This window comes from Seonamhaeicola sp. NFXS20 (assembly GCF_049132085.1).
Taxonomy (GTDB): domain Bacteria; phylum Bacteroidota; class Bacteroidia; order Flavobacteriales; family Flavobacteriaceae; genus Seonamhaeicola.
Window position 1 is genome coordinate 677,040 of sequence record NZ_JAFMPU010000001.1, and the last position, 23,088, is coordinate 700,127.

Annotated in this window: 19 protein-coding genes; 18 read left to right on the forward strand and 1 reads right to left on the reverse strand. The window is 34.5% G+C overall.

What is annotated here, in order from left to right; genetic code table 11:
- Window positions 1-476: 476 nt before the first annotated feature.
- From J1D01_RS02985 to J1D01_RS03055, 15 genes are all read left to right on the forward strand, one after another.
- Window positions 477-821: a single-stranded DNA-binding protein gene (locus tag J1D01_RS02985; RefSeq protein WP_421149770.1), complete on the forward strand. Its 345-nt coding sequence runs from the start codon at window positions 477-479 to the stop codon at window positions 819-821.
- Between the two features lie 90 nt (window positions 822-911).
- Window positions 912-1,292, forward strand: a complete 381-nt coding sequence (locus J1D01_RS02990; protein WP_421149771.1) for a DUF6876 family protein — start codon at window positions 912-914, stop codon at window positions 1,290-1,292.
- Window positions 1,293-1,699: 407 nt separating this feature from the next.
- Window positions 1,700-2,308: a BfmA/BtgA family mobilization protein gene (locus J1D01_RS02995; protein ID WP_421149772.1), complete on the forward strand. Its 609-nt coding sequence runs from the start codon at window positions 1,700-1,702 to the stop codon at window positions 2,306-2,308.
- The gene (gene mobB, locus J1D01_RS03000; protein ID WP_421149773.1) at window positions 2,277-3,311 is read left to right on the forward strand and encodes a MobB family relaxase; all 1,035 of its coding nucleotides are present in this window, start codon (window positions 2,277-2,279) and stop codon (window positions 3,309-3,311) included. Before J1D01_RS02995 ends, mobB begins: the two co-directional genes overlap by 32 nt.
- Window positions 3,308-4,744, forward strand: coding sequence for a type IV secretory system conjugative DNA transfer family protein (locus J1D01_RS03005; RefSeq protein WP_421149774.1), 1,437 nt, complete (start codon window positions 3,308-3,310; stop codon window positions 4,742-4,744). Before mobB ends, J1D01_RS03005 begins: the two co-directional genes overlap by 4 nt.
- A gap of 159 nt (window positions 4,745-4,903) precedes the next feature.
- Entirely contained in the window at window positions 4,904-6,469 is a 1,566-nt protein-coding gene (locus tag J1D01_RS03010) for an N-6 DNA methylase (protein ID WP_421149775.1), read from the forward strand.
- A complete protein-coding gene (locus J1D01_RS03015; RefSeq protein WP_421149776.1) occupies window positions 6,466-6,807 on the forward strand; it encodes a KilA-N domain-containing protein in 342 nt (113 codons plus the stop codon). Before J1D01_RS03010 ends, J1D01_RS03015 begins: the two co-directional genes overlap by 4 nt.
- Window position 6,808: 1 nt before the next feature.
- Complete coding sequence (locus J1D01_RS03020) at window positions 6,809-8,050, forward strand: restriction endonuclease subunit S (RefSeq protein WP_421149777.1); 1,242 nt, start codon at window positions 6,809-6,811, stop codon at window positions 8,048-8,050.
- A 2-nt stretch (window positions 8,051-8,052) separates the two neighbouring features.
- A complete protein-coding gene (locus J1D01_RS03025; RefSeq protein WP_421149778.1) occupies window positions 8,053-9,258 on the forward strand; it encodes a hypothetical protein in 1,206 nt (401 codons plus the stop codon).
- Entirely contained in the window at window positions 9,248-11,188 is a 1,941-nt protein-coding gene (locus tag J1D01_RS03030) for an ATP-binding protein (protein WP_421149779.1), read from the forward strand. Before J1D01_RS03025 ends, J1D01_RS03030 begins: the two co-directional genes overlap by 11 nt.
- An 11-nt stretch (window positions 11,189-11,199) precedes the next feature.
- A complete protein-coding gene (locus J1D01_RS03035; protein ID WP_421149780.1) occupies window positions 11,200-11,322 on the forward strand; it encodes a hypothetical protein in 123 nt (40 codons plus the stop codon).
- A gap of 21 nt (window positions 11,323-11,343) precedes the next feature.
- Window positions 11,344-12,072, forward strand: coding sequence for a DUF6088 family protein (locus tag J1D01_RS03040; RefSeq protein WP_421149781.1), 729 nt, complete (start codon window positions 11,344-11,346; stop codon window positions 12,070-12,072).
- The gene (locus tag J1D01_RS03045) at window positions 12,069-13,046 is read left to right on the forward strand and encodes a nucleotidyl transferase AbiEii/AbiGii toxin family protein (protein ID WP_421149782.1); all 978 of its coding nucleotides are present in this window, start codon (window positions 12,069-12,071) and stop codon (window positions 13,044-13,046) included. The genes J1D01_RS03040 and J1D01_RS03045 overlap by 4 nt, the downstream gene beginning before the upstream one ends.
- Window positions 13,047-13,048: 2 nt before the next feature.
- Entirely contained in the window at window positions 13,049-16,261 is a 3,213-nt protein-coding gene (locus tag J1D01_RS03050; RefSeq protein ID WP_421149783.1) for a type I restriction endonuclease subunit R, read from the forward strand.
- Between the two features lie 166 nt (window positions 16,262-16,427).
- Window positions 16,428-16,568 carry a hypothetical protein gene (locus tag J1D01_RS03055; RefSeq protein WP_421149784.1) on the forward strand — a complete coding sequence of 47 codons (141 nt, stop codon included), beginning with the start codon at window positions 16,428-16,430 and terminating at the stop codon, window positions 16,566-16,568.
- Window positions 16,569-16,989: 421 nt separating this feature from the next.
- On the opposite strand, the gene J1D01_RS03060 is transcribed toward J1D01_RS03055, so the two are convergent.
- Window positions 16,990-17,433, reverse strand: a complete 444-nt coding sequence (locus J1D01_RS03060) for a hypothetical protein (RefSeq protein ID WP_421149785.1) — start codon at window positions 17,431-17,433, stop codon at window positions 16,990-16,992.
- Window positions 17,434-17,708: 275 nt separating this feature from the next.
- On the opposite strand from J1D01_RS03060, the gene J1D01_RS03065 reads away from it, so the two are divergent.
- The 3 genes from J1D01_RS03065 (at window position 17,709) to J1D01_RS03075 (ending at window position 23,088) form a co-directional block, all read left to right on the forward strand.
- Window positions 17,709-18,251, forward strand: a complete 543-nt coding sequence (locus J1D01_RS03065; RefSeq protein ID WP_421149786.1) for an RNA polymerase sigma-70 factor — start codon at window positions 17,709-17,711, stop codon at window positions 18,249-18,251.
- A 56-nt stretch (window positions 18,252-18,307) separates the two neighbouring features.
- Window positions 18,308-19,459 carry a FecR family protein gene (locus tag J1D01_RS03070; protein ID WP_421149787.1) on the forward strand — a complete coding sequence of 384 codons (1,152 nt, stop codon included), beginning with the start codon at window positions 18,308-18,310 and terminating at the stop codon, window positions 19,457-19,459.
- Window positions 19,460-19,551: 92 nt separating this feature from the next.
- The gene (locus J1D01_RS03075; protein ID WP_421149788.1) at window positions 19,552-23,088 is read left to right on the forward strand and encodes a SusC/RagA family TonB-linked outer membrane protein; all 3,537 of its coding nucleotides are present in this window, start codon (window positions 19,552-19,554) and stop codon (window positions 23,086-23,088) included.

Genomic DNA, 23,088 nt, shown 5'->3' on the forward strand with positions numbered 1-23,088 from the left:
GTTTTTGGCAAGCCCTTCTTGGGATCTTGCCTATAAAACCCTAAAAACCGAACCGCTGGCTTACACATTTTAAGGGGTTTATAATAGATAAAGCCTATTGTTGTTTTTCGGGGCATCGAAAAACAGGTAGGGCATAAGGCATTCTAGATTAAACCCTGTTTCTCGCCTCGCTCAACTTCCCGTATGCTCGGGTCACTACAGGCTTTAAAAGAATGACTAATCCCCTTATGGAACCTGTAAAGACTGTACAAGTTTCGAAAAAAATAGGGTTTCTACTTTCTTGAAATCCCGAGGGATTTGCTAGGTCGCAGACACTCCCAATTTTTTCTCGAAAGTCTTGACAGAACCCACTTTATCTATTGTGCTGCGCTGGAAAGAAAACATACAAAACACCCCTTAAAATTCAGTTATTACCCTTGAAAAAGGGGACTTCTGGATTGAAAAGGGAAATTATTAACCTTTTAAATTTTTTAATTATGAGTACGATTAGAAATCATGTACAGTTGATTGGAAACGTTGGACAAGCACCAACGGTTACAAACTTAGAGAGCGGAAAGAAAGTTGCCCGCTTTTCATTGGCTACCAACGAGTATTACAAAAACAGTAATGGCGAGAAACAAACAGATACCAATTGGCACAACGTTGTGTCTTGGGGTAAGACCGCAGAAATCATTGAGAAGTATGTCGAAAAGGGTAGTGAAGTCGGTATTGTCGGCAAGCTAAAAACAAGGACATACACGACCGAGGCAGGTAATCAGCGCTATGTAACCGAAGTGGTTACTGATGAAATCCTTTTACTAGGAAGTAAGAGTGATCAGTAGCGCCTAAAAGAAAAGAGGCGTAACCGTTATGGGGATACGCCTCTTTACTTACGATTTGCATTAAGATCCAATAATTAAAATTTTAGAGCAATGCATACAAAAGCAAATAAAATACAAGAGCAACTCCAATATTTCAATGGAAGTGAAATGTTTTATCACATCCCCTTGCTTAGAACGCGTTTTACAGACGGAATAAAGTACCTAGTCAACGCAGCCGCATGTTTTTGGCTGGTAACAGACACCTCTGTGGTGGCTAAAAGCTTAAAAGAGCGAAGTAGCTGGGTGACTATAGATTTTAAAAGATTACCAGAGAAAGAACGAGAAGCATCAGGCTATGAAGCTGTAATCATCTATAGTGATGGCAATGACAATATTTTGGAAGAGCATGGGTATACTATGACGGATTTTCCGCTTGATGAACTGCGGTTGTTTTTTGTGAACGACACTTTGATGTTGCCAAGTGAATATTAAAACGGTAAAACATAATGTATTTTATCATTTAAAATGAGTACAATGCACCCCTGAGTCGCAGGGGTGTTTTTATGTGAAAATTTATTGTGTTAAAGAAAAAAAACGTATATTTAATTCGTTGTATATCAGTATAAACATATTATATAGCTATCCTGTTTTTGACTTTCGCTGATAGCTGTATCCATCGTTTTAAACATTATCGGAATTGTTTGAAATTCCGAAAAGAGCAATCCTTCATAGGACTGGATTGTATGGAATTTTGTTCGCCTACAGCGAACGAAATGGAAGAGCAAGAGGGTAACACGCTGCGCGATGTTTCGGTTTGATTTTTGCGCTTAAACAATTGATATTCAGGTGTTTGAAAAACATTTGATTGAGCTGGTTTTCAGAGGTTTGCAGCAAATCCTTTGAAACCCATTATAAACAGGTCAAATTTTGCAGCAAAAGTGAAGAAATTTTCAACATATGGCTTTTCGGGAATCAATGTTAAGAAAGATGTAGCTAAGCGTTTTCGGGCATTTTCTAAAGACGTTTCAAAATCACATTCGGAGACGCTGGAGACCATGTTAAACTTCTTTAAGTGGAATCATCTTAACCCAAATGATAATCTCGAAGTTAAAGCCGATGATACTAAAAAACGTATCAATGCTCTGATAGCGATAGTTCGCAATATAGAAAAACAACAAACGCTGCCTACTAAAGCAATGCTGGATACACTCTTTCAGGAAATAGCACAAGTGGAACAAGGAGGTGTGGAGGAAGAGGTGTTTGATTTTGGTATGCCAGAAGCCATAACCCGTGATGAAGCATTAGAACATTACCAAAACCGCTATGAAGCGATGCAACGACAACTCAGTCGTTATAAAAATACAATGGAAGCATTATTGAACCGATTACAGCATGTCAAAAATACTTTTGGTAAGGATTACCATAAATTGGATATGGATAAAAAAGAATTGGAGGATTTTAAAATGAATTTGGATTATGTACATCACCATCACCGCCCAACGCCTTAGTGGCAATTATGCACAAAGCGCTACCGCTTTTGTGGACTATCTTGAAAAAGAGAATGAGGGTAAACCCATGCCTGAAATGGAACCATTTTTTAACCAACATGATGATGAGATATCTGCAGAGGAAGTTATTAAAGAGATTGATAATAATACGGCAAAACTAAAAAAAACAGAACCTAAATTCTATTCCATCACGCTTAATCCAAGTCAGCGAGAACTCAAAGCTATTGAGGATTCTCCTGAAGCTTTAAAACAATACACCAGAGAAGCAATGAAAGTTTACGCAAAAGCTTTTAATCGTGAAATCGATGGGAAACCTGTTGGTATAAGCGATATTAAATATTACGCCAAAGTGGAACGACAACGCACGTTTACAGAAACCGATAAAGAGATACGGGAAAATCAACCCTATGCGACTAAAATTTTGGAATTAAAACAGCAGGTGAGACGCATTGAGCAAGGGGAAACATCAGGAAATATTAAAAAGTTACAAAAAGACATAGCACACTTAGAACGGGAAGCTCCCCATCAATTAAATGGTAAACGTATTGTCAGGAACATGATTAAACCAGGGTATCAAAGCCATATTCATATCATAGTTAGCCGAAAGGATACTTCTAACCGCTACAGTCTGTCTCCAGGGAGTAAGTATAAAGCCTCAGAAGTAGAAATGAATGGAAAAATGATAAAGCGCGGCTTTGATAGAGATGCTTTTTATAAAAACGCCGAAAAGACCTTTGATAGCTTGTTTAAATACAAACGCAATTACGTAGAATCCTATACCGCCCGAAAAACCTTTTTAAAAGACCCCAGGCTGTATTTCTCTATAATTACCAAACTACCTGCTAATGAAAGGGCGCTAGCTTTTAAATTGTTACAAAAAACAGGAGTGAATACGACATTGTTTAACATTCCTACTAACAAACTTCAACTTACTATGAAGGCTATTAACACCTTGAAAAAAGGTCTTGGTAAGGCTATGGAATCAGGAACTATAGGGATATGAGTTGGCCTTGGGAATATATCATTCTGTATATGGTGGTACCTATATTGTTTGTGGGAGCAATTTTGTATGGGCTGTTCTTTGATGAAAATCAGAAACAAATAAATAAGACATACCAAGTGCGCTTCAAACTGAAAAATTGTAAGTTTAAAATCGATAATATTCGTCGGGGTGCTTCAGTTATTGGTTCGGCAGGGAGTGGAAAGACTGAAAGTGTGATTTATAATTTTCTACAACATTTTAGTCAGCAGGGGTTTTGTGGTGTTATTCATGACTATAAAGACTTTGAACTAACCGAAATCGCCTATCCACTTTTCAAGGGAACGACGGTACCATTTTATACCATTGCTTTTGATGAGATTCATTGTCGGGTGAATCCCATAGCACCACATTATCTACCCAATGAAGAAAGTGTGATAGAAGTATCACGAGTACTTATGGAAAATTTATTAGAACAAAATCTTTCTGGGAATACTGGAAGTAACAAGTTTTTTTCTGATGCCGTGGAAGGGCTTTTATGTGGAATGATCTGGAAGATGAAAACGGCCTATCCTGATTTATGTACATTGCCACACGTTATGGCGTTATACCAACTGATGAGTACAAAAAAGTTGGTAGCTTTCTTGAAGTCTGATATGATATCTTATAGTATGGCGAGTGCTTTTATTCATGGTATCGAATCGGAGAAACAGACTGCAGGTGTAAGGAGTACTTTATCAAATGCTTTTAAAAAAATTAGCTCTAAAAAAATATGTTACGTTTTATCTAAAGATGAGATTCCTTTAGATATTAATAATCCTAAAAATTTAGGGGTTGTCTCATTGGTAAACAATCCCAAATATGATACTGCTTATTCTCCTGTGATTGCTTTGATAATGCATACCATTATTAAACAAATGAGTGTGCGCCAAAGAGCAACTTCATTTTTGGTAATGGAAGAAGCACCAACGTTAAAATTGACTAATATGCATCGGATTCCCGCAACATTACGCAGTTATGATATTTGCACTATCTATGTAATGCAGGATAAGGTACAAAACGATTTGCTTTATGGTGATAAGGCTAGTAAAGCCATATTAAGCAATTTATCCTATCAGTTCTTCGGAAAAGCAAATGACCCCGATACTGCTAAATATTATGAACGCTTTTTTGAAATGATAAAAACACCAACCCGTAGTGTTAGTAAATCGAGTGGGTTGAGTTTGGAAAGTAGAATCACTAAAGGCGAACGCGAAGTATCCAAACGTAGAGCCGAAATATTCTTTAAGCTAAAGCAAGGTGAATTTATTGCTTTTGCTGATGGAAATGATAAAAAGTTACGGTTTGCATTGCAATCTATTACCAAAGAAAAGCCTGCAAGTAAAAATCATCTGATTGAAGCCGATGTTTCAATAGAGTATCAAAATATTTTTAATGCGGTAAAAATGATTTGTTAAGAGGAATAACCTATTGTTTTGAGGGGGCTATTTATTGGTATGTAATATTAACTTGAACTGTAAAATAAGAAAAACCGTAATGTGAAACCAATATATATTTATATTTTTAACTTTCAGATTACACAGAATAATTAAATTAGATATTAATATATTTTTAAAGTGAGCAATCCAAAAACAAAAGTCAAAAATAAAAAATCCATAGAAGAAACCCTCTGGCAGTCCTGCGATAAGCTAAGAGGTTCGGTTGAGCCCTCAGAATACAAACACGTAGTATTAGGATTGATATTCCTCAAATTTACCAGTGATAAATTTGAACAACGAAGACAGGAACTCATCGATGAAGGCAAAGAGAAATATGTAGAAATGAAAGATTTCTACAACATGAAAAACGTCTTTTTCCTGGATGAAGCCTCACGTTGGGACTACATCATCAAAAACGCCAAGCAAGACGATATTGCCATCAAAATAGACACCGCCCTGCACACCATCGAAAAAAACAACCCATCGTTAAAAGGCGCCTTGCCCGATAACTACTTTTCGCGCCTGGGACTGGACAAATCCAAACTGGCCTCCTTGCTCGATAAAATCAATGAAATCGATACCATAAAAGACCAGGAGCAAGACATTGTAGGCCGTGTGTATGAATATTTTCTGTCCAAATTTGCCCTAAAAGAAGGAAAAGGTAAAGGCGAATTCTACACCCCAAAAAGTATTGTAAAACTAATCGCAGAAATGATAGAACCCTATAAAGGCATTATCTATGACCCAGCTTGTGGTTCGGGCGGAATGTTTGTACAGTCTATTAAGTTTATAGAAAATCATCACGGCAATAAAAAAGAGGTGTCCATTTACGGACAAGAATATACCAATACTACGTATAAACTGGCTAAAATGAATTTAGCCATTCGTGGCATAGCGGCCAATTTGGGTGACAAAGCGGCCGATACCTTTGCCCAAGACCAACACAAAGACCTCAAGGCCGACTACATTATGGCCAACCCTCCTTTTAACCAAAAAGATTGGAGAGGGGCAGACGAACTTTTAGACGACCCCCGTTGGAAAGGCTATGACGTGCCTCCAAAGAGCAACGCCAACTATGGCTGGATTTTAAATATGGTGAGTAAGCTATCCGAAAATGGTGTAGCAGGCTTTATTTTGGCTAACGGTGCTCTGTCCGGTGGTGGTGAAGAATATAAAATCCGGAGAAAACTCATTGAAAACGATTTGGTAGAGGCGATTGTGATTCTACCGCAAAATATGTTTTATACCACTAATATTAGTGTAACCCTTTGGATTTTAAATAAAAACAAGACCGAACGCACCGTTGAATTACCGGATACTACACGAAAATACCGCAATCGTGAGGATGAGATTTTGTTTATGGATTTACGTGAAATAGGCGACCCGTTTGAAAAAAAATACACCCAATTTTCAGAACAACACATTCTAGATATTGCAAAAACCTATCACAATTGGCAGCAAAAGGATTCAGCTTACAAAGATGTGCCAGAATACTGTTACAGCGCTTCTTTGGAAGAGGTGGCCAAAAAAGATTTTTCTTTGGTTCCAAGCAAGTATATAGAGTTTGTAAACCGTGATGAGAACATCAATTTTGAAGAAAAAATGACGGCCTTACAACGCGATTTGCAAAAGCTCTTGCAACAAGAAGAAGAAAACAAAGCCCAATTGTTAAACGTGTTTAAGGAATTAGGCTACGAATTATGAGCAAAAAGTCTAAAATAGAAGTTCAAGGAAATCAAATTACTGTTATTGCGGCCAATGAACAGGAATACATTTCTTTAACAGATATTGCCAAGCATAAAACCGATGATACCAGTGCAGTGATTGGAAATTGGATGCGTAACCGCAATACCATTAAGTTTTTGGGTATATGGGAGACGTTGTACAATCCCCATTTTAAACCCATCGAATTCGATGGGTTTAAAAAACAAGCAGGATTAAATGCTTTTACACTTTCTCCTAAAAAATGGGTAAGACCAACAAGTCTTTTAGAATTGTTAAAAATTAACTATTGGGGGTTATCAAAACCTAATTCAAATTAATATGACTAGAGCAAATTATAGAAGAATTGGAGATTACATTAAGCTTGTTGATGAAAGAAATTCTGATTTAAGAGTTGATTTACTATTAGGCTTATCTGTTGACAAAAAGTTCATTCCATCTGTAGCAAACACAGTAGGAACAAATATGAAGAACTACAAGATTATTCGAAAGAATCAATTTGCTTGTAGTACGATGCAGGTTCGCAGGGATAAAAAAATGCCTATTGCTATTTTAAAAGATTTTGAAGAAGCTATTATTTCACAAGCTTACCCTGTATTTCAAGTTGTGGATGAATCTTTACTTGACCCCGATTATTTAATGATGTGGTTTTCACGTAAAGAGTTTGATAGACAAGCTACGTTTCACGCAGTTGGTGGCGTAAGAGGTAGTCTAGAATGGGAAGATTTTTTAGATTTCACACTCCCCATCCCCTCCATAGAAAAACAACGCGAAATAGTAAAAGAATACAACACCGTTACCAACCGAATCAAACTCAACGAACAAATCAACCAAAAACTGGAAGAAACCGCACAAGCCTTGTATAAACATTGGTTTGTGGACTTTGAATTTCCTAATAAAGAAGGCAAGCCTTATAAATCTTCTGGAGGTAAAATGGTTTATAATGAGGAGTTGGATAAGGAGATTCCAGAAGGATGGGATGTTAAAAAGATTAGTGACTTTACATTGAAAATGAAAAGTGGAAGCACACCAAATCGTAGCACTAATGAATTCTGGTCATCAAATGACCACCCTTGGATTAAAACTGGAGAGCTAAAAAACAGTGTGCTTATTAATTCTGAAGAATATATTTCTGAATTAGCTTTAAAAAAGTGTCCTGTAACTCTTTTACCAATTAATACAGTATTAGTAGCAATGTATGGTCAGGGTGATACAAAGGGACAAGTAGGCTACTTAAAAATTCCTGCTACTACGAATCAGGCTTGTTGTGCTATGATTTGTAATGACGAATTTCAGGCTACATTTCTATATTATCATTTAAGAGTAAATAGAGATGAAATAGTAAGTGTGGCTATCGGTGGAGCACAACCAAATTTGAGTAAGGAAATTATAGAAAATATAAAATTAGTTATACCGGAAGATAAAGTTATGTCAAAACACCCTTTTGTTAAAATTATGAAGCATCGTGAGAATTTAACAATAGAAAACAACGCACTTACTGAATTTAGAATAATGCTTTTAAGCAAAATGAGTAAAGTTGAGGAAGTCATAATAAACAATTAAGTATGGATGTAATAGACATAAAAAAAGTAATTGAAAGCTGTCATCTGAATTTTTTAATTGGTTCAGGTGCTTCAAAGAATTTTTTAGAAACATTGAAAGGTGTAGAAGAGGCTCTGGATAGTTTAGAAAAAAGAAAAGGACTTTCTGAAAAACAAACAGATGAAAAGCTTCTCAAACTGATAGAGGTTTCTATCAAGTATTTTTACTTTAAAAAATGCATTGAGAAAAATACTGAATTGCTTGGTGTTACAGATGATTCTAACGAAACCTTAAACAATTACACCAATCTTTTGAGTGCACTGCATACCATTTTAGCGAAACGCACTACTAATTTAGTTTCTAAACAAGTAAACTTGTTTACCACCAATATGGATGTGTTTTTGGATATTGCTTTAGAAAAACTCAATTATGCCTATAACGATGGGTTTTCAGGGCGAATGAACACAAAATTTAGTACAGAGAATTTCCATAATATCATTAACAAAGTATCCTCTTACTACGAATATCAATCCGCCACGCCATTATTTAATCTATTCAAGCTACACGGTAGTTTAAATTGGAAATACAATAAAGAAAAAGACACCATTCAATACGATAACCAACTGGAAAGCACTAAAAAATTATCACAAATAAAATTTAATGACTCCGACTTGCTTGCGTGTTTCGATAATGAGGGAGATTTCTTAGGCTTAGATAAAATTTATAAAGAAGCCGAGGAAAAAGATTTTTCTAAAGTTGAAAAGAACATAGATGAATTTCTGGAGGAATATAACAACTTAATTATGGTCAATCCCAACAAAGAAAAGTTTGAGGAGACCACCTTAAAATTGTCCTACTATGAGTTGTTAAGAATGTATTCCAACAATATTGAAAAAGAAAATTCAGTGTTATTTGTTACCGGTTTTTCTTTTGCCGATGAGCATATTCGAACCATTACGCTTAGAGTTGCTAAATCTAATCCCACCTTATTAATTGTCATTTTTGCTTTTAACGAAGTAGATAGAGATAATTATAAAGCTCTATTGAATTTATCAGAATACAATAATATTATTGTTTTAACAAAGGATAATGGTAACTATTCTTTTGGAGAGGTTTACAATTCTATTTTCAAGGAAATATTAAAAGACCTTCAAATATCTCCTAGCGAAAATAAAACAACTAACACTTCGGAAAGCTCATCTGAAAATAAAGCGGAAGATGGAAAATAATGCTGTTTTACATATTGGAAATGTGGAATCGATACGTGGCTGTATTGTAGAAATAAGGGTAAGCAAATCTAAAAACTCTCCGCATCTGCTTTACAACGGACAAATCATAAAAGGAATATCCGTAGGTAACTATGTTAAAATCTGTAAGGGATTCGAAGAACTTATTGGGAAGGTAGATGAAGAGTATATCACAGAAGATAAATTAATCTCTCAAAAAGAATACAAACAAGGAAAAGCAAAAATAAAAAGGATTTTACGTCTTAGTTTAATTGGGTATTTCGAAAATTCTAATTTTAAGCAAGGCGTAAAAGAACTTCCACTTATTGAAAACGAAGCTTTTCTTTTAACCGAAGATGAAATAAATAAGGTCCACAATTTTATTAAAGAAATAGATGGCAAACTCGATGACAAACTTAAAATCGGTGTATTAAGTAATGAAACAGGCACACCAATAGGTATTGGAGTAAATAGTTTGTTTGCAAGCCATATTGGTATTTTTGGAAATACAGGAAGTGGAAAATCTTATACACTTGCCAGTTTGTATCATAAGCTATTTAAAGAATACGGAAGCCAATCTAGGTTTAAGAAAAATGCTAAGTTTCTTTTAATTGATTTTAATGGGGAGTATTATAATGAAGCTAACCATAATATCATCACAAAAAGCAGTAACAAAGAATGTTTCAATATTAAATCAGAAAACAATTATAAGAAAATAAAGCTATTGAAAAGTTCATTTGAGAATATTGAAATGCTTTCTTTGATGACTGATGCAAAAGATAAAACACAAATTCCATTTCTCAAGAGAGTTATAAATTACAAACAAATAGACAAGAAGGGGGTTGCAGATTATTTAATTAATCTTGTAAACAAGATTATCAATAGTAAAAGTAAAGATTTAGGAACGAAGGTTTTTTTTGAAATTTTTGCTGATTTGTACTTTTTGCGACAAAAGAATGAACACGTCTTTACAGAAATTGATAAATTATTAGGTTTAGTTGATAAATATGCAAATGACTCTACTAGTTATTATATTCTTAAAGAAAATGGCAATAGAGCACATGCAGGTGATGATCAAGAATTTGATACTGAATTTAAAATTCCTCTTGAGAATGAGATTAAAAAAATACAATTTCCACAAGACAAAGAGTTTATTAGATACCTTCAATTAAAAATTATCTTAAAATACTACGATGAAATAGTTAGTGGCCATTCAAATAGGGAACATATATCTCCACTGATTAAACGTGTTAATAGTACTTTCAGCTCTCTTTCTTCTATTTTTGAAATTGTAGAAGAGAGGAAGATAAGTGATAAACCATTAACAATTATTTCTCTTCGAAATATTTATGACAACTCTTTAAAAAAGTTAATAGTATTGTTGGTTTCAAAAGAAGCCTATGAATTACAAAAATCTAAGGGCAAGCCTTCAGATTATTTGAACATAATCATTGATGAAGCTCACAATATACTTTCTTACACATCACAAAGAGAAAGTGAAACGTGGAAAGATTATCGATTAGAAACCTTTGAAGAAATTATAAAGGAAGGTAGAAAATTTGGGGTTTTCCTTACCATTGCAAGTCAAAGACCTTCTGATATATCTGATACCATCATTTCACAATTGCATAATTATTTTTTACATCGCTTAATCAACAATAGAGACATTCAAGCGGTAGAAAGAACCATTTCCTATTTAGATAAGGTTTCTTTTGATGCCTTGCCAATTTTACCAACAGGCACTTGTGTATTGGCAGGATTGAGTGCTCAAGTACCGGTAATTATTAAAATTGATAAGATAGATGAAGGTTATGAGCCATTTAATAAAACCATAAGACCTACAGATTTTTGGAAAGATGAAGAGAATGCCCAAAATACAAAGGTAATTGAAACATCCTCACAAGATGATGAAGAAGATGATTTACCTTTTTAAAAAATAACGATATGCCAGAAACCAACCGCATAGAGTACAAAGCACAACTCACCAAAGAGGTGGATTTGGCTTTATACAATCTTTCAATAGGTTTAAAACGTCAAGTTTTCCGCTCCAAAAACTTGACATTTTAAAGAAAGGCTTATCTTTGTACTATGACACTAACCGCACAAATACGTAAAAAAATAGAGCAATTTTCAGATGGAAAAACATTTGGGTATCAAGATTTGTGCATAGACAAAAGAGACTTTGTTTCAGCCGCTAAAGCGATGGAGCGCCTACAAAAAGAGGGGCTTATCAAAAAAATCAGTAAAGGGCAATTTTACAAACCTCAAAAAACCGTTTTTGGCGATTTAAAACCCAATTACACCGAATTGTTGCGTCCGTACTTATTTCAAAACAACCAACGAATAGCTTATGAAACAGGAACCTCATTATACAATAAGTTAGGCTTAACCACGCAAATACCTTTTACCATAAAAATAGCCAGTAGAGGAAAGAAAATTAATGTTAATAGAGAAAATTTAAAAATAAGATCAGTTAAAAGCTATGCAGAAATCACAGAGGATAACTATCAAATTTTAGGTCTGTTAGATGCTTTTAAGGATGTGAAAGAAATACCAGACTGTTCAGTAGCTCAGGCCATAAAACGTTTAAGTGTGCTATTAAAAAAACAAAGCAATACACAAATAGACAACTTAATTGAATATGCACTACTGTATCCCCCCAGAGCAAGAGCTTTATTAGGAGCTATTTTAGAAAATAATGCTTATCCAATCCGTAAATTAGAAAAGCTTAAAAATAGTTTAAATCCTTTAACTAGTATAAAGCTAGATATTGAAGAAAAAGAATTACCCACCAAAAAAGACTGGTACATCCGATGAAGCTACACACTAATAAAAAGTTATTTGGAGATGCGATAAAAGCAACGGCACAGCAATGGCAGCTAAAAGAATCCTATATAGAAAAAGATTATTGGGTAACGGTGGCTTTACAGCTTCTGTTTTCAGGTGAAAATGCTAAGCATTTAGTGTTTAAAGGAGGAACATCTTTGTCAAAATGTTATGGTCTAATCAAACGTTTTTCTGAAGATATTGATTTGGTACTTTTAGATGTAGATACTTTGAGTAGCAATCAAAAAAAAGCCATGCTAAAACAAGTGAGTATAAGTATTCAGGATGTTTTACCAGAGGTAGAGATAGAAGGTTTAACACATAAAACAGGGCAAATTAGAAAAACAGCACACCAATTTCCAATGATGTTTTCCGCTAAAGACGAGCAAATACGAAATGAAATTGTGCTAGAGGTGAATTGGCTTGGTGATTCAGAACCTTATAATAAAAAAGAGGTGTCTTCATTGGTTTATGAAATGATGAAAAAAGCCAACCAACACGAAATGATACAGACTTATGGTATGCAACCATTTACAGTAAATGTAATGGATTTAAAACGTACGTTTTGTGAAAAGATAATGAGTTTAGTTAGGTTTTCTTACAAAGAAAACCCCATACAAGAGTTGAGAGCCAAAATACGCCATGCTTATGATTTACATCAGTTGGTTCAGCAGGAAGAAATAAAGATGTTTTTGGAATCACCAGATTTTCAAGAGATGATGTTGAAGGTGGCAAACAATGATTTAGAAGCCTATAAAGACAGCAGAGAATGTTTAAAAACACATCCCCAAAAAGCATTATTTTTTAGTGAATTAGATAAAGTTTGGGAACAATTGCTGAACACATACACCACAACATTTAAAGATTTAGTTTACGAAGATTTTCCAACAGAACATGAAGTATATACTTCACTTTTGTTCATTAAAGAAAAAATAAACGCCATCTGTTGGTTAAAAAATGGTTAAAAATGAAATTCACCGAAGCAAAATTAGAACAAGCATTTATAGAGTTATTGGGCAATGAAGGTTACCCACATTACTTAGGCAATACCCTTAAGCGTTTGCCCGAAGACGTATTGATTGAAGACGATATAATCGAGTTTCTATTAACACAATACAAAAAAGAAGGACTAACCCTTAACGAGGCCAAATCCGTTGTATTACAGCTGAAAACCTTACCCGCTTCTGATTTATACGAAACCAATAAGAAAATCATGCGGTGGCTCTCCGATGGCTTTATTCTAAAGCGTGAAGATAGTAACCAAAAAGATATTTGGGTGTCTTTGATTGACTATGCAGGCTTAGACCGTCAAATGCAAGGAAAAAACCTAGACACCCTATCTGTAGCCGAACCCCAAGAAAATTATGGCGACAATAACATCTACAAATTTGTCAACCAACTGGAAATTGTAGGTACAGAAAAGCGTATTCCTGATGGTATTTTATACATCAACGGTTTGCCGGTAGTCGTCTTTGAATTTAAAACGGCCATTCAGGAGAATGTAACCATACACAATGCTTACAAGCAGCTTACCGAACGTTATAGAAGAGACATTCCCGAACTGTTTAAGTACAACGCCTTTTGCGTTATTAGCGATGGGGCAAACAACAAAGCAGGGTCTTTTTTTGCACCCTATGAGTTTTACTATGCCTGGCGTAGAATATCAGGTTTTTCTAAAGGTGTAGATGGCATTGATAGTATGTATACTTTGATACAAGGAATGTTGCATAAAAACCGCTTACGGGACATTATCCAAAACTTCATTTACATACCTGATACCTCTAAAAAGGATGAAAAAATAGTATGTCGCTACCCACAATACTATGCCGCAAGAGCCTTATACGACAACATTAAAAAGACTCAAAAACCTAAAGGAGACGGTAAAGGGGGCACCTACTTTGGTGCTACGGGTAGTGGAAAGAGCTATACCATGCTCTTTCTCACAAGACTTTTGATGAAAAGTGAGCATTTTGAAAACCCCACCATTGTGCTCATTACAGACCGTACCGATTTAGACGACCAGCTCTCAGCGCAATTTACCAATGCCAAAACCTTTATCGGTGATAATACCATCCAAAGTGTAGAAAGCAGAGCTCAATTAAGAGAACTATTACAAGGTCGTGCTAGTGGAGGGGTCTTTTTAACCACCATTCACAAGTTCACAGAAGATATTGAGCTATTAACTGAGCGTTCTAATGTGATTTGTATTTCTGATGAAGCTCATAGAAGTCAAACCAACTTAGACCAAAAAGTACGCGTTACAGAAAAGGGGGTAAAGAAATCTTATGGCTTTGCCAAATATTTGCACGACTCTTTGCCCAATGCCACCTATGTAGGTTTTACAGGAACACCAATTGATGCCACTTTAGATGTATTTGGTAAAGTAGTAGATGCCTACACAATGACCGAATCGGTTAAAGATGAAATCACGGTTCGTATTGTGTATGAAGGTAGAGCTGCAAAAATAGCCTTACAGAACAGCGAATTAGAAAAAATTGAGAAGTATTACGAAGAAGCAGCCCTGGCCGGAGCCAATGAATACCAAATAGAAGAGAGCAAAAAACAATCGGCCAATATGAACGCCATTCTTGGCGATCCTGATAGGTTAAAAGAATTGGCAGCCGATTTTGTACAGCATTATGAAAATCGCGTAAACGAGGGCGCTACGGTTAAAGGAAAAGCCATGTTTGTAAGTAGCTCTCGGTTTATAGCCTACGAATTTTATAAAAACGTAATAAAACTTAGGCCCGAATGGAACCAAGTAAAAGTTGCCGAAGATGGTACAATTCTTACCGATAAAGAAAAACGGGAAATCAAGCCTATGGAACGCATCAAAATGATTATGACCCGTGGAAAGGATGACCCCCAAGAATTGTACGATTTATTAGGCTCTAAGGAATACCGTAAAGAGTTAGACAGGCAATTCAAAAATGAAAAATCAAATTTCAAAATTGCCATTGTCGTGGATATGTGGCTAACTGGTTTTGATGTGCCCTTTTTAGATACCATATACATAGATAAACCTATTCAGCAGCACAACCTGATACAGACCATTTCCCGTGTAAATCGAAAATTCAAGGGTAAAAACAAAGGTTTGGTGGTAGATTATATTGGTATCAAGAAAGCGATGAATATGGCGCTTGCCAAATACAGTAAAGGTGATAAAGACAATTTTGAGGATATACAACAATCCTTAGTAATCGTGAGAAACCATTTAGACCTGTTGGCTAAACTCCTTCACAAGTTCGATAGCTCAAAATACTTTAACGGTTCTGCATTAGAGCAATTGAACACCCTGAATATGGCAGCTGAATTTGTACAGCTCACCAAAGAAATGGAAACGCGATTTATGGGCTTGGTCAAAAGGCTTAAAGCCGCTTATGATATATGTGCAGGTAGTGAGGAATTGACACAGAAAGAAAGAAATTATACCCATTTCTATTTAGCTGTTCGATCTATTGTTTTCAAACTCACAAAAGGCAATGCACCTGACACTGCTCAAATGAATGCCAAAGTAAGGGAGATGATTAAAAATGCACTGAAAAGTGACGGTGTGGAGGAAATCTTTAAAATGGGAGAAGAATCTGAAAAAGAGCAAGACATTTTTGATGCAGATTACTTAGCCAAAATCGATAAAATCAAACTGCCCAACACAAAAATCAAACTCCTACAGCAACTATTGGCAAGGGCTATTGGGGAGATGAAGAAAGTCAATAAAGTAAAAGGTGTTGACTTTACCAAGAAAATGGAAGTTCTGGTAGAAAAGTATAATCAGCGTGATGAAAATGATGTGTTCCGTAGTGAAGTTTACGAAGATATGGCCAACCAACTAACGGATATGATATGGGAGGTATATAAAGAATTTAAGGCAGGTGATGATTTGGGAATTGATTTTGAAGAAAAAGCGTTTTACGATATTCTAAAGGAACTTTGTGTGAAATACGATTTTACTTATCCTGAAGATAAATTAATTAAATTAGCACAAGCGGTAAAAGACTTGGTAGATGGTCAGGCTAAATTTCCAGATTGGGACAAAAGAGATGATATTAAATCTGCTTTAAAAGTAGGTCTAATACTTCTTTTGGATGAACACGGCTATCCACCAGTAGAGCGTGATGAAGTGTACAAAGAAATCTTTGAACAAGCAGAAAATTTTAAAAAATATAGTCAATCAAAATAACCAACCCCAAATTTCTTCTTTTGTTAAGAAGCTTAAAAAATTAAGAGGGTGTTATGATGTTTTTAAATTCTTTGAAGTAATTATCCACAACAATTTCTAGATTAATAATGTTTGCTTTTTTCGCTACAGAAGGGTTTGACTTAAATTTATTGTCAAATAACCTACTATGCTATTCAATAAAAACGACAAAAGAGAAAGAGATTACTATGATAACCTAGGCTATAGGTACAAAGAAAAATTTTTAGGTGTTTTGCTATTTGGAGCCGTTTATGGAGTGTATAAAATTATTGAGTGGGTTTTTCTTTAAAGGTTAAGTTTTGAATAGCGGTTCAGGTTCTCACCAGTATTAAAAGTGTCTATCTTGAAAATCTTATTTTCTTTTGCGTTATAGTATACCTGTACAAAGAACATGTCTATTGCGTAGCAGTTAACCCTAAATTCCTTAGCTTTATAGTTATCCAAAAAAACACCTTTTTCCCAAACGGTCTTTTGTTGGTTCTCAAAATCGAGTGCGTTGAATTCATATAGTGTCATACGTTAAAATTAATTTTTTTTATTGTAGATTTTAAATATAAGGTTCTGGTATTAACCTAAAGTATATAATATAATTTCTAGTTTAAATAGTCTTTAAGCAGAGAGACTATTTGGTAAATGTTAAACCCTTATATAACTATAGTTTGTAAATGAACAATCTGTGGTAATTGGTTAGATGGGTTGCATTCAACTTTTTATTTCTCCTTCTGATTCTTTATAAATAACTGAATATCTTTTTCTTGTAAGGAATCGTATATTACTGAAAAATCACTCAACTTAAAACCCATTGCTTCGATAATCAAAATTAAGGTAGTTGAATTTGGGCTAGTTTTTGCATTAAAAATCTTAGTAACTGTGGCTTTTCTAATTTCAGCATTTAAAGCAATATTATTATAACTATCAGCTATAGAATCGTCTTTACCCTTAGTCAGAGTGAGCTGTTTACTCTTCTTTAATAGAGTTCTTAGGCTAATTGCAATTTTAATTTTTATATTTTTTTCTGCGAACTCTTTCACATATGCAATTAACTTTATAACAAATAAATTATCGGTACGCTTTAGCGTTCCGATAAAATTTGTTATATTTGAATAGTATCTAAAAAAGTAGATGCTATTTATTTTATATTTGCAATTCTTCATATAGAAAAATATTAGAAGCAATTGCTTTGAATCTTGTATCGGAAAACTGGTACTTTTAAGACAACGAGATGATAAGTAAGTTTGCTCACGACCCGGGCGTGGGCTCTCTTATCGTTGTCAGGTATACCAGTACCTCCGATACAATAAGTAGAGTGTTACGCCCAATTTTTTCTCATTTTATTTAGTTTAAATTTTAGGGTATTATATATGAATGCTAAAAACCAGTAAGCGTAGTGTTCATAGAGGTTTAAGGTGTTTTTATTTAGATAAATGTTATGTCTAAAAACAAGCTACATCCCATAAGTTTAGAAGGGTATAAAACGCTGTTTAATACGCTTTACCCGCCCTTATGCCTTTTTGCTAGTAAATATTTAGGAGATATAGAGGAGTCTAAAGACATTGTACAAGAAGTCTTTATTAAAATTTGGGAAAAGAACCCTCAATTTAAAAGCCAAAATGCCATTAAAGGGTATTTTTATAATGCCGTTAAAAACCGATGTTTAGACTACCTAAAAAGTAAACACGTTAAAGTTTTAAATCAGGCTACTCCAGCTCATTTGCTACAAATAGAGGCTGACGATTATTTTCTGTCTCAAGTAACAACGGTTGAAACCTATGCGCAATTGTATAAAGCCATAAAGACTTTACCCAAAAAGATGGGGAAGGTTATGGAACTTACCCTTAATAATTATAGTACTAATGAAATTGCCGAAGAGTTATCGGTAACAGTGAGTACCGTAAGAAATCAAAAGGTTGCAGCCATACATAAGCTAAGAAAAACCTTAAAGAGTTTACTGCTACTTTTTACTACGCTCTAAAATTTTTAATAGACACTTTGTTAATACTGTCGTCTTAAGGGTATATAAATAAGCCCATGAAGATTTTTGATAGCATTTTTAAATTGGCTAAAAAAACAGCCAAAGCCTTGTATAATGAAGAACCGCCTGCAGACATAGAAGCCTCTACCTTATTTAGTGATAAAGCCAAAAAACGGATGTTTCAGGAATTATCAAAAGAAACTGTAGAAAATGAACTAGCAAAGCTTAAAAAGATTGATGCAGAAAAGGATTGGGAAAAGATTTTACCTCAATTAAAACCCCATAAGAAACTATATATAGCACCTTTTTATAAAGTGGCCGCTGCGGTAATTTTGTTAGTGTCTTTAGCGTATGCAACATTTTTAAAAACCAAAAATACAACACTTCCTAATTCTACAGGTACTGAAATTGTTGCAGGAACCAATAAGGCTATTTTGACCTTAGATGATGGTTCTCATGTTGCGCTTCAAAAAGGAATTCCTTTTAACAATGAGTTAGTCACAAGCAACGGAGAACGGTTAGAATATCTAAAGGCTCAGTATTATTCTCGTACGGTATTTAATTATTTGACCATACCAAGAGGAGGCGAGTATCAATTAGTCCTGTCTGATGGAACTGAAGTTTGGTTAAATGCCGATACGAAACTAAAATACCCAGCGGCTTTTAAAAAGGGAGCACCACGTAAGGTGGAGCTGTTATATGGAGAAGCCTTTTTTAAGGTGTCACCAAGTACCAAACATGATGGTAGTGTATTTAAAGTGTTAACAGGAAAGCAAGCGGTAGAAGTATTAGGTACAGAATTTAATGTAAAAGCTTATAGTGATGAGCAAAACATATACACCACTTTGGTTGAAGGGAAAGTTAATGTCTATGCTAATGGAATATCAGAATATTTAATCCCTGGAGAGCAGTCGGTATTAGATATCAATACAAAACAGTTAACCAAGTCTAAGGTTGATGTATATGATAACATAGCCTGGGTAAAGGGGTATTTTAACTTTAAAGATAAACCATTGGTTGATATTATGACAGTGCTTTCCAGATGGTATGACGTAAACATAGTCTTTGAATCTCCAGAACTCAAAAAGGTGAAATTTAGTGGTCTGCTAAGTAGAAAACAAAATATGGAAGATATTTTAAATGGAATAAAAAACACAAAATATATAAATGCCTATGATATAAAAAACAAGATAATAATCATTAAATAAAAATAAAGGGAATAAAGCTGCTACCTGGACAGTACAAAGCTAAATTCCCTTGTGTTATTAATCGGTTTTTAAACCAAAAAACATACAAATTTATGGAAATAAAATTAACTAATGATCTTTTCCATCCTTGGAAAAGGATTTCAAAGTTTATTGTGAAAACTTTACTACTCTTATGCTATACCACTGTTTTTAGTTTTACTACAGATTCCTTGCTTTCGCAAAATGCCAAAGTAGCAATCCATTCAGATAGAACGGTAACTATTTTTGAGGTCTTAGAATTGATAAGAAATCAAACAGAATGTACATTCATATACCAATCCGATATTTTTCATGATGTGCCTAAAGTACATCTGAAAAAAGGCGTCATTAAAGCTTTAAAACTCTTAGAGCAGTGTTTGCCTGAAAAAGATTTTAATATTTCAGTCACAAAAGATAATTATATAACAATTACCCGAAGAAAACCAAAAGCCCTAAAACAAGGTCATATAAAAATCAAAGGAAAAATTACTAACATAGACGGTGAGCCTATAGTTGGGGTTAATATTCAAGTTAAAGGTACTAACAAAGGGAGTATATCTAATTTTGATGGGAGCTATACCATTGAAGCGAAACCCTCTGATGTTTTAGTGTTTACATCCTTAGGTTTTGAAACACAGGAGATTTCGGTAAATAATCAAACAATAATTAATACTGTTCTTAAAGAGGATGTAACCCAGCTAGATACTGTAACTCTTATTAGTACAGGGTATAGTCAGTTACCAAAAGAACGTGCAACGGGGAGTTTTAATATTGTAGATAATAAATTACTCAATAGATCAGTATCTACTAATTTTCAAGATAGGTTGGAGGGAGTGACTACTGGAATGTTATTTTCTAATAGTGTGACTGTAGGTAGAATAGAAACCAATCCAAATTATAATAGAAATCTAGGAATTACTATACGTGGAGAAAGTACATTTCTAGCATCAAAAGAGCCTTTAATTGTTGTAGATAATTTTCCTTTTGAAGGGGAACTATCTAGTATCAATCCTAATGATATTGAAAATGTCACCATTCTTAAAGATGCGGCAGCAGCATCTATATGGGGAGCCCGATCAGGTAATGGCGTCATTGTTATTACTCCCAAACAGGGTAAGAGAAATCAAAAAATGCAAATAGATTTTACTAGTAATATAACTATAGCAAATAAACCAGATTTGTTTTATAGCCAAAAGTTCTTAGAAGCTAAAGATTTTATAGAAGTGGAACAATACCTGTTTAATCAGGGATATTTTAATTCAGATTTAAATAATAGTAATAGTTATCCTGTGGTAAGTCCTTCTGTTGAGATAATGGCTTTAGTAAGAGATGGTATGCTATCTCAAGAAGAAGGGCAGAAACAATTGAATAGCCTTACAAAATATGACGTGCGTAATGATTTAGAAAAATATGTATATCGTAGTGAAATACAACAACAATATGCATTAGCCGTAAAAGGAGGAACGGATAATATGACCTATAGATTAAGTGCAGGTTTTGATCATAATAAGGATGCGTTGATACAAAACGGTTTTAAGCGTGTGGTTATAAATTCACTAAATACCTACTCGCCTTTAAAAGGATTAGATATTACTGCAGGGGTTAACTATAGCCATAGTATGACATCATTGAATAATGAAGTTCCTGTATATTCGGTTAGTGGGTCTAAATATCAAGGAATATTTCCTTATACAAGGTTGGCTGATGAAGCGGGGAGACATTTGGATGTTTTAAATCAATATCGAGAGTCTTATTTAGTTGAAGCGGAAAGCAAGGGATTTCAAGATTGGCGATACAGACCGTTAGATGAACTTTATTTATCAGACAATACAACTAAAGTTAATAGCTTATTGATGAAGATTAGTGCTACGTACAAGGTTTTACCACAGCTAGCAGTATCATTGAATTATCAAAATGAACAGCAACGTATATCGGGGAGGAATTACAGGCATCCTGAGAGTTATTATGTACGTAATTTAATCAACAAATTTTCAGTATATGATGAAAATACGAATACGTTTACTTATAATTTTCCTTTTGGAGGTACACTTTATACAACTAATAATGATTGGTCTTCTAACATTTTAAGAGGGCAATTAGACTATGATCAAATCTTTGGAAAACATTCAATTAATGCATTATTAGGAGCAGAGGTGAGAGAGTTGAAGACAGAGGGTTTAAATCAAAGCTTTATAGGGTATGACGATCAGTTTGGTACCTCAGTGACAAGTCTAGATTTTAAATCTTATTTTCCAACAAACCCATCGGGATCTTCTAGATTGCCAGGTATAGGAGGTTTGGTTTTGGGAACTCTCAACCGTTTTATTTCATACTATGCAAATGCATCCTACGCCTATGATAACAAATATACGTTTAGCTTAAGTGGTAGGCAGGATGGGGCAAACCTTTTTGGAGCTAAAACTAATAACCGGTTTACACCGTTGTGGTCTGCTGGTGCAGGCTGGAAAATAAGTAATGAGAGCTTTTACAATGTTAAAATGATTCCATATTTACAACTAAGAGCAACTTATGGTTTTAATGGTAATACATATGCTCGAGGAACGGCATTACTTACAGGGATTTATTCTATCTCAGGATTTACTGGGGAACAAAAATTGGTAAACTTAAAAGCGCCTAATTCTGAATTGAGATGGGAACGTATCAAAAACATAAATCTTGGTTTAGATTTTAAGAGTAAAAATGAATTGGTTACTGGAACCATAGAATATTATGTTAAAAAAGGACTAGACCTTGTTCAGCCTACAGATTTGGCTCCTCAAACAGGATTTCTTACTTATAATGCCAATACGGCCAGTACTAAAACACACGGAGTAGATGCTAATATAACAGTCCGCATTTTGAATAAGTCTCTAAAATGGCATTCAACATGGTTGTTTAGTTGGATAAAAAATAGAATTGTAAACTATGATGCTCCATATTTAGGTATTTCTGGTTTGGGTGGTATTGAAGGAAAACCATTAAATGCCTTGTTTTCTTATAAGTGGGGTGGTCTTAATCCAGAGAATGGTAACCCTATAGGTTATGTAGATGGTGAGAAAAGTGAAGACTATGCAGCCATATATAATAATTTAGATACAGAGGATTTGGTGTATTCTGGTTCTGCAACACCTACAGCTTTTGGGGCGTTTCGCAATGATATTTCGTATAAGAATTTTAATTTTTCTTTCAATATTACATATGATTTAGGTTATTATTTCCGAAGGCCTTCAGTTAGTACTAATTATACAGGAGTGTTAAAAGGTACAAAGCATACAGATTATGGGAAAAGGTGGCAACAGCCTGGAGATGAATTAACAACTAATGTACCATCGCTTGTGTATCCTAACAATAATAATAGAGATAATTTTTACCGCTATTCAGAAACATTAGTTACTCCAGGAGACCATATTCGCTTAAAAGATATAAGATTGTCTTATAATCTTTCCAATGTAATTAGTAACACTAAGCCATGGAAACAATTACAAGTGTTTATTTATACCCGTAACCTTGGTATTTTATGGCGTAAAAATAAGTTCGGTATAGACCCAGATCGAATTTCCTATTACCGAGACCCCATGACAACAACTATAGGTATAACCGCTAATTTTTAA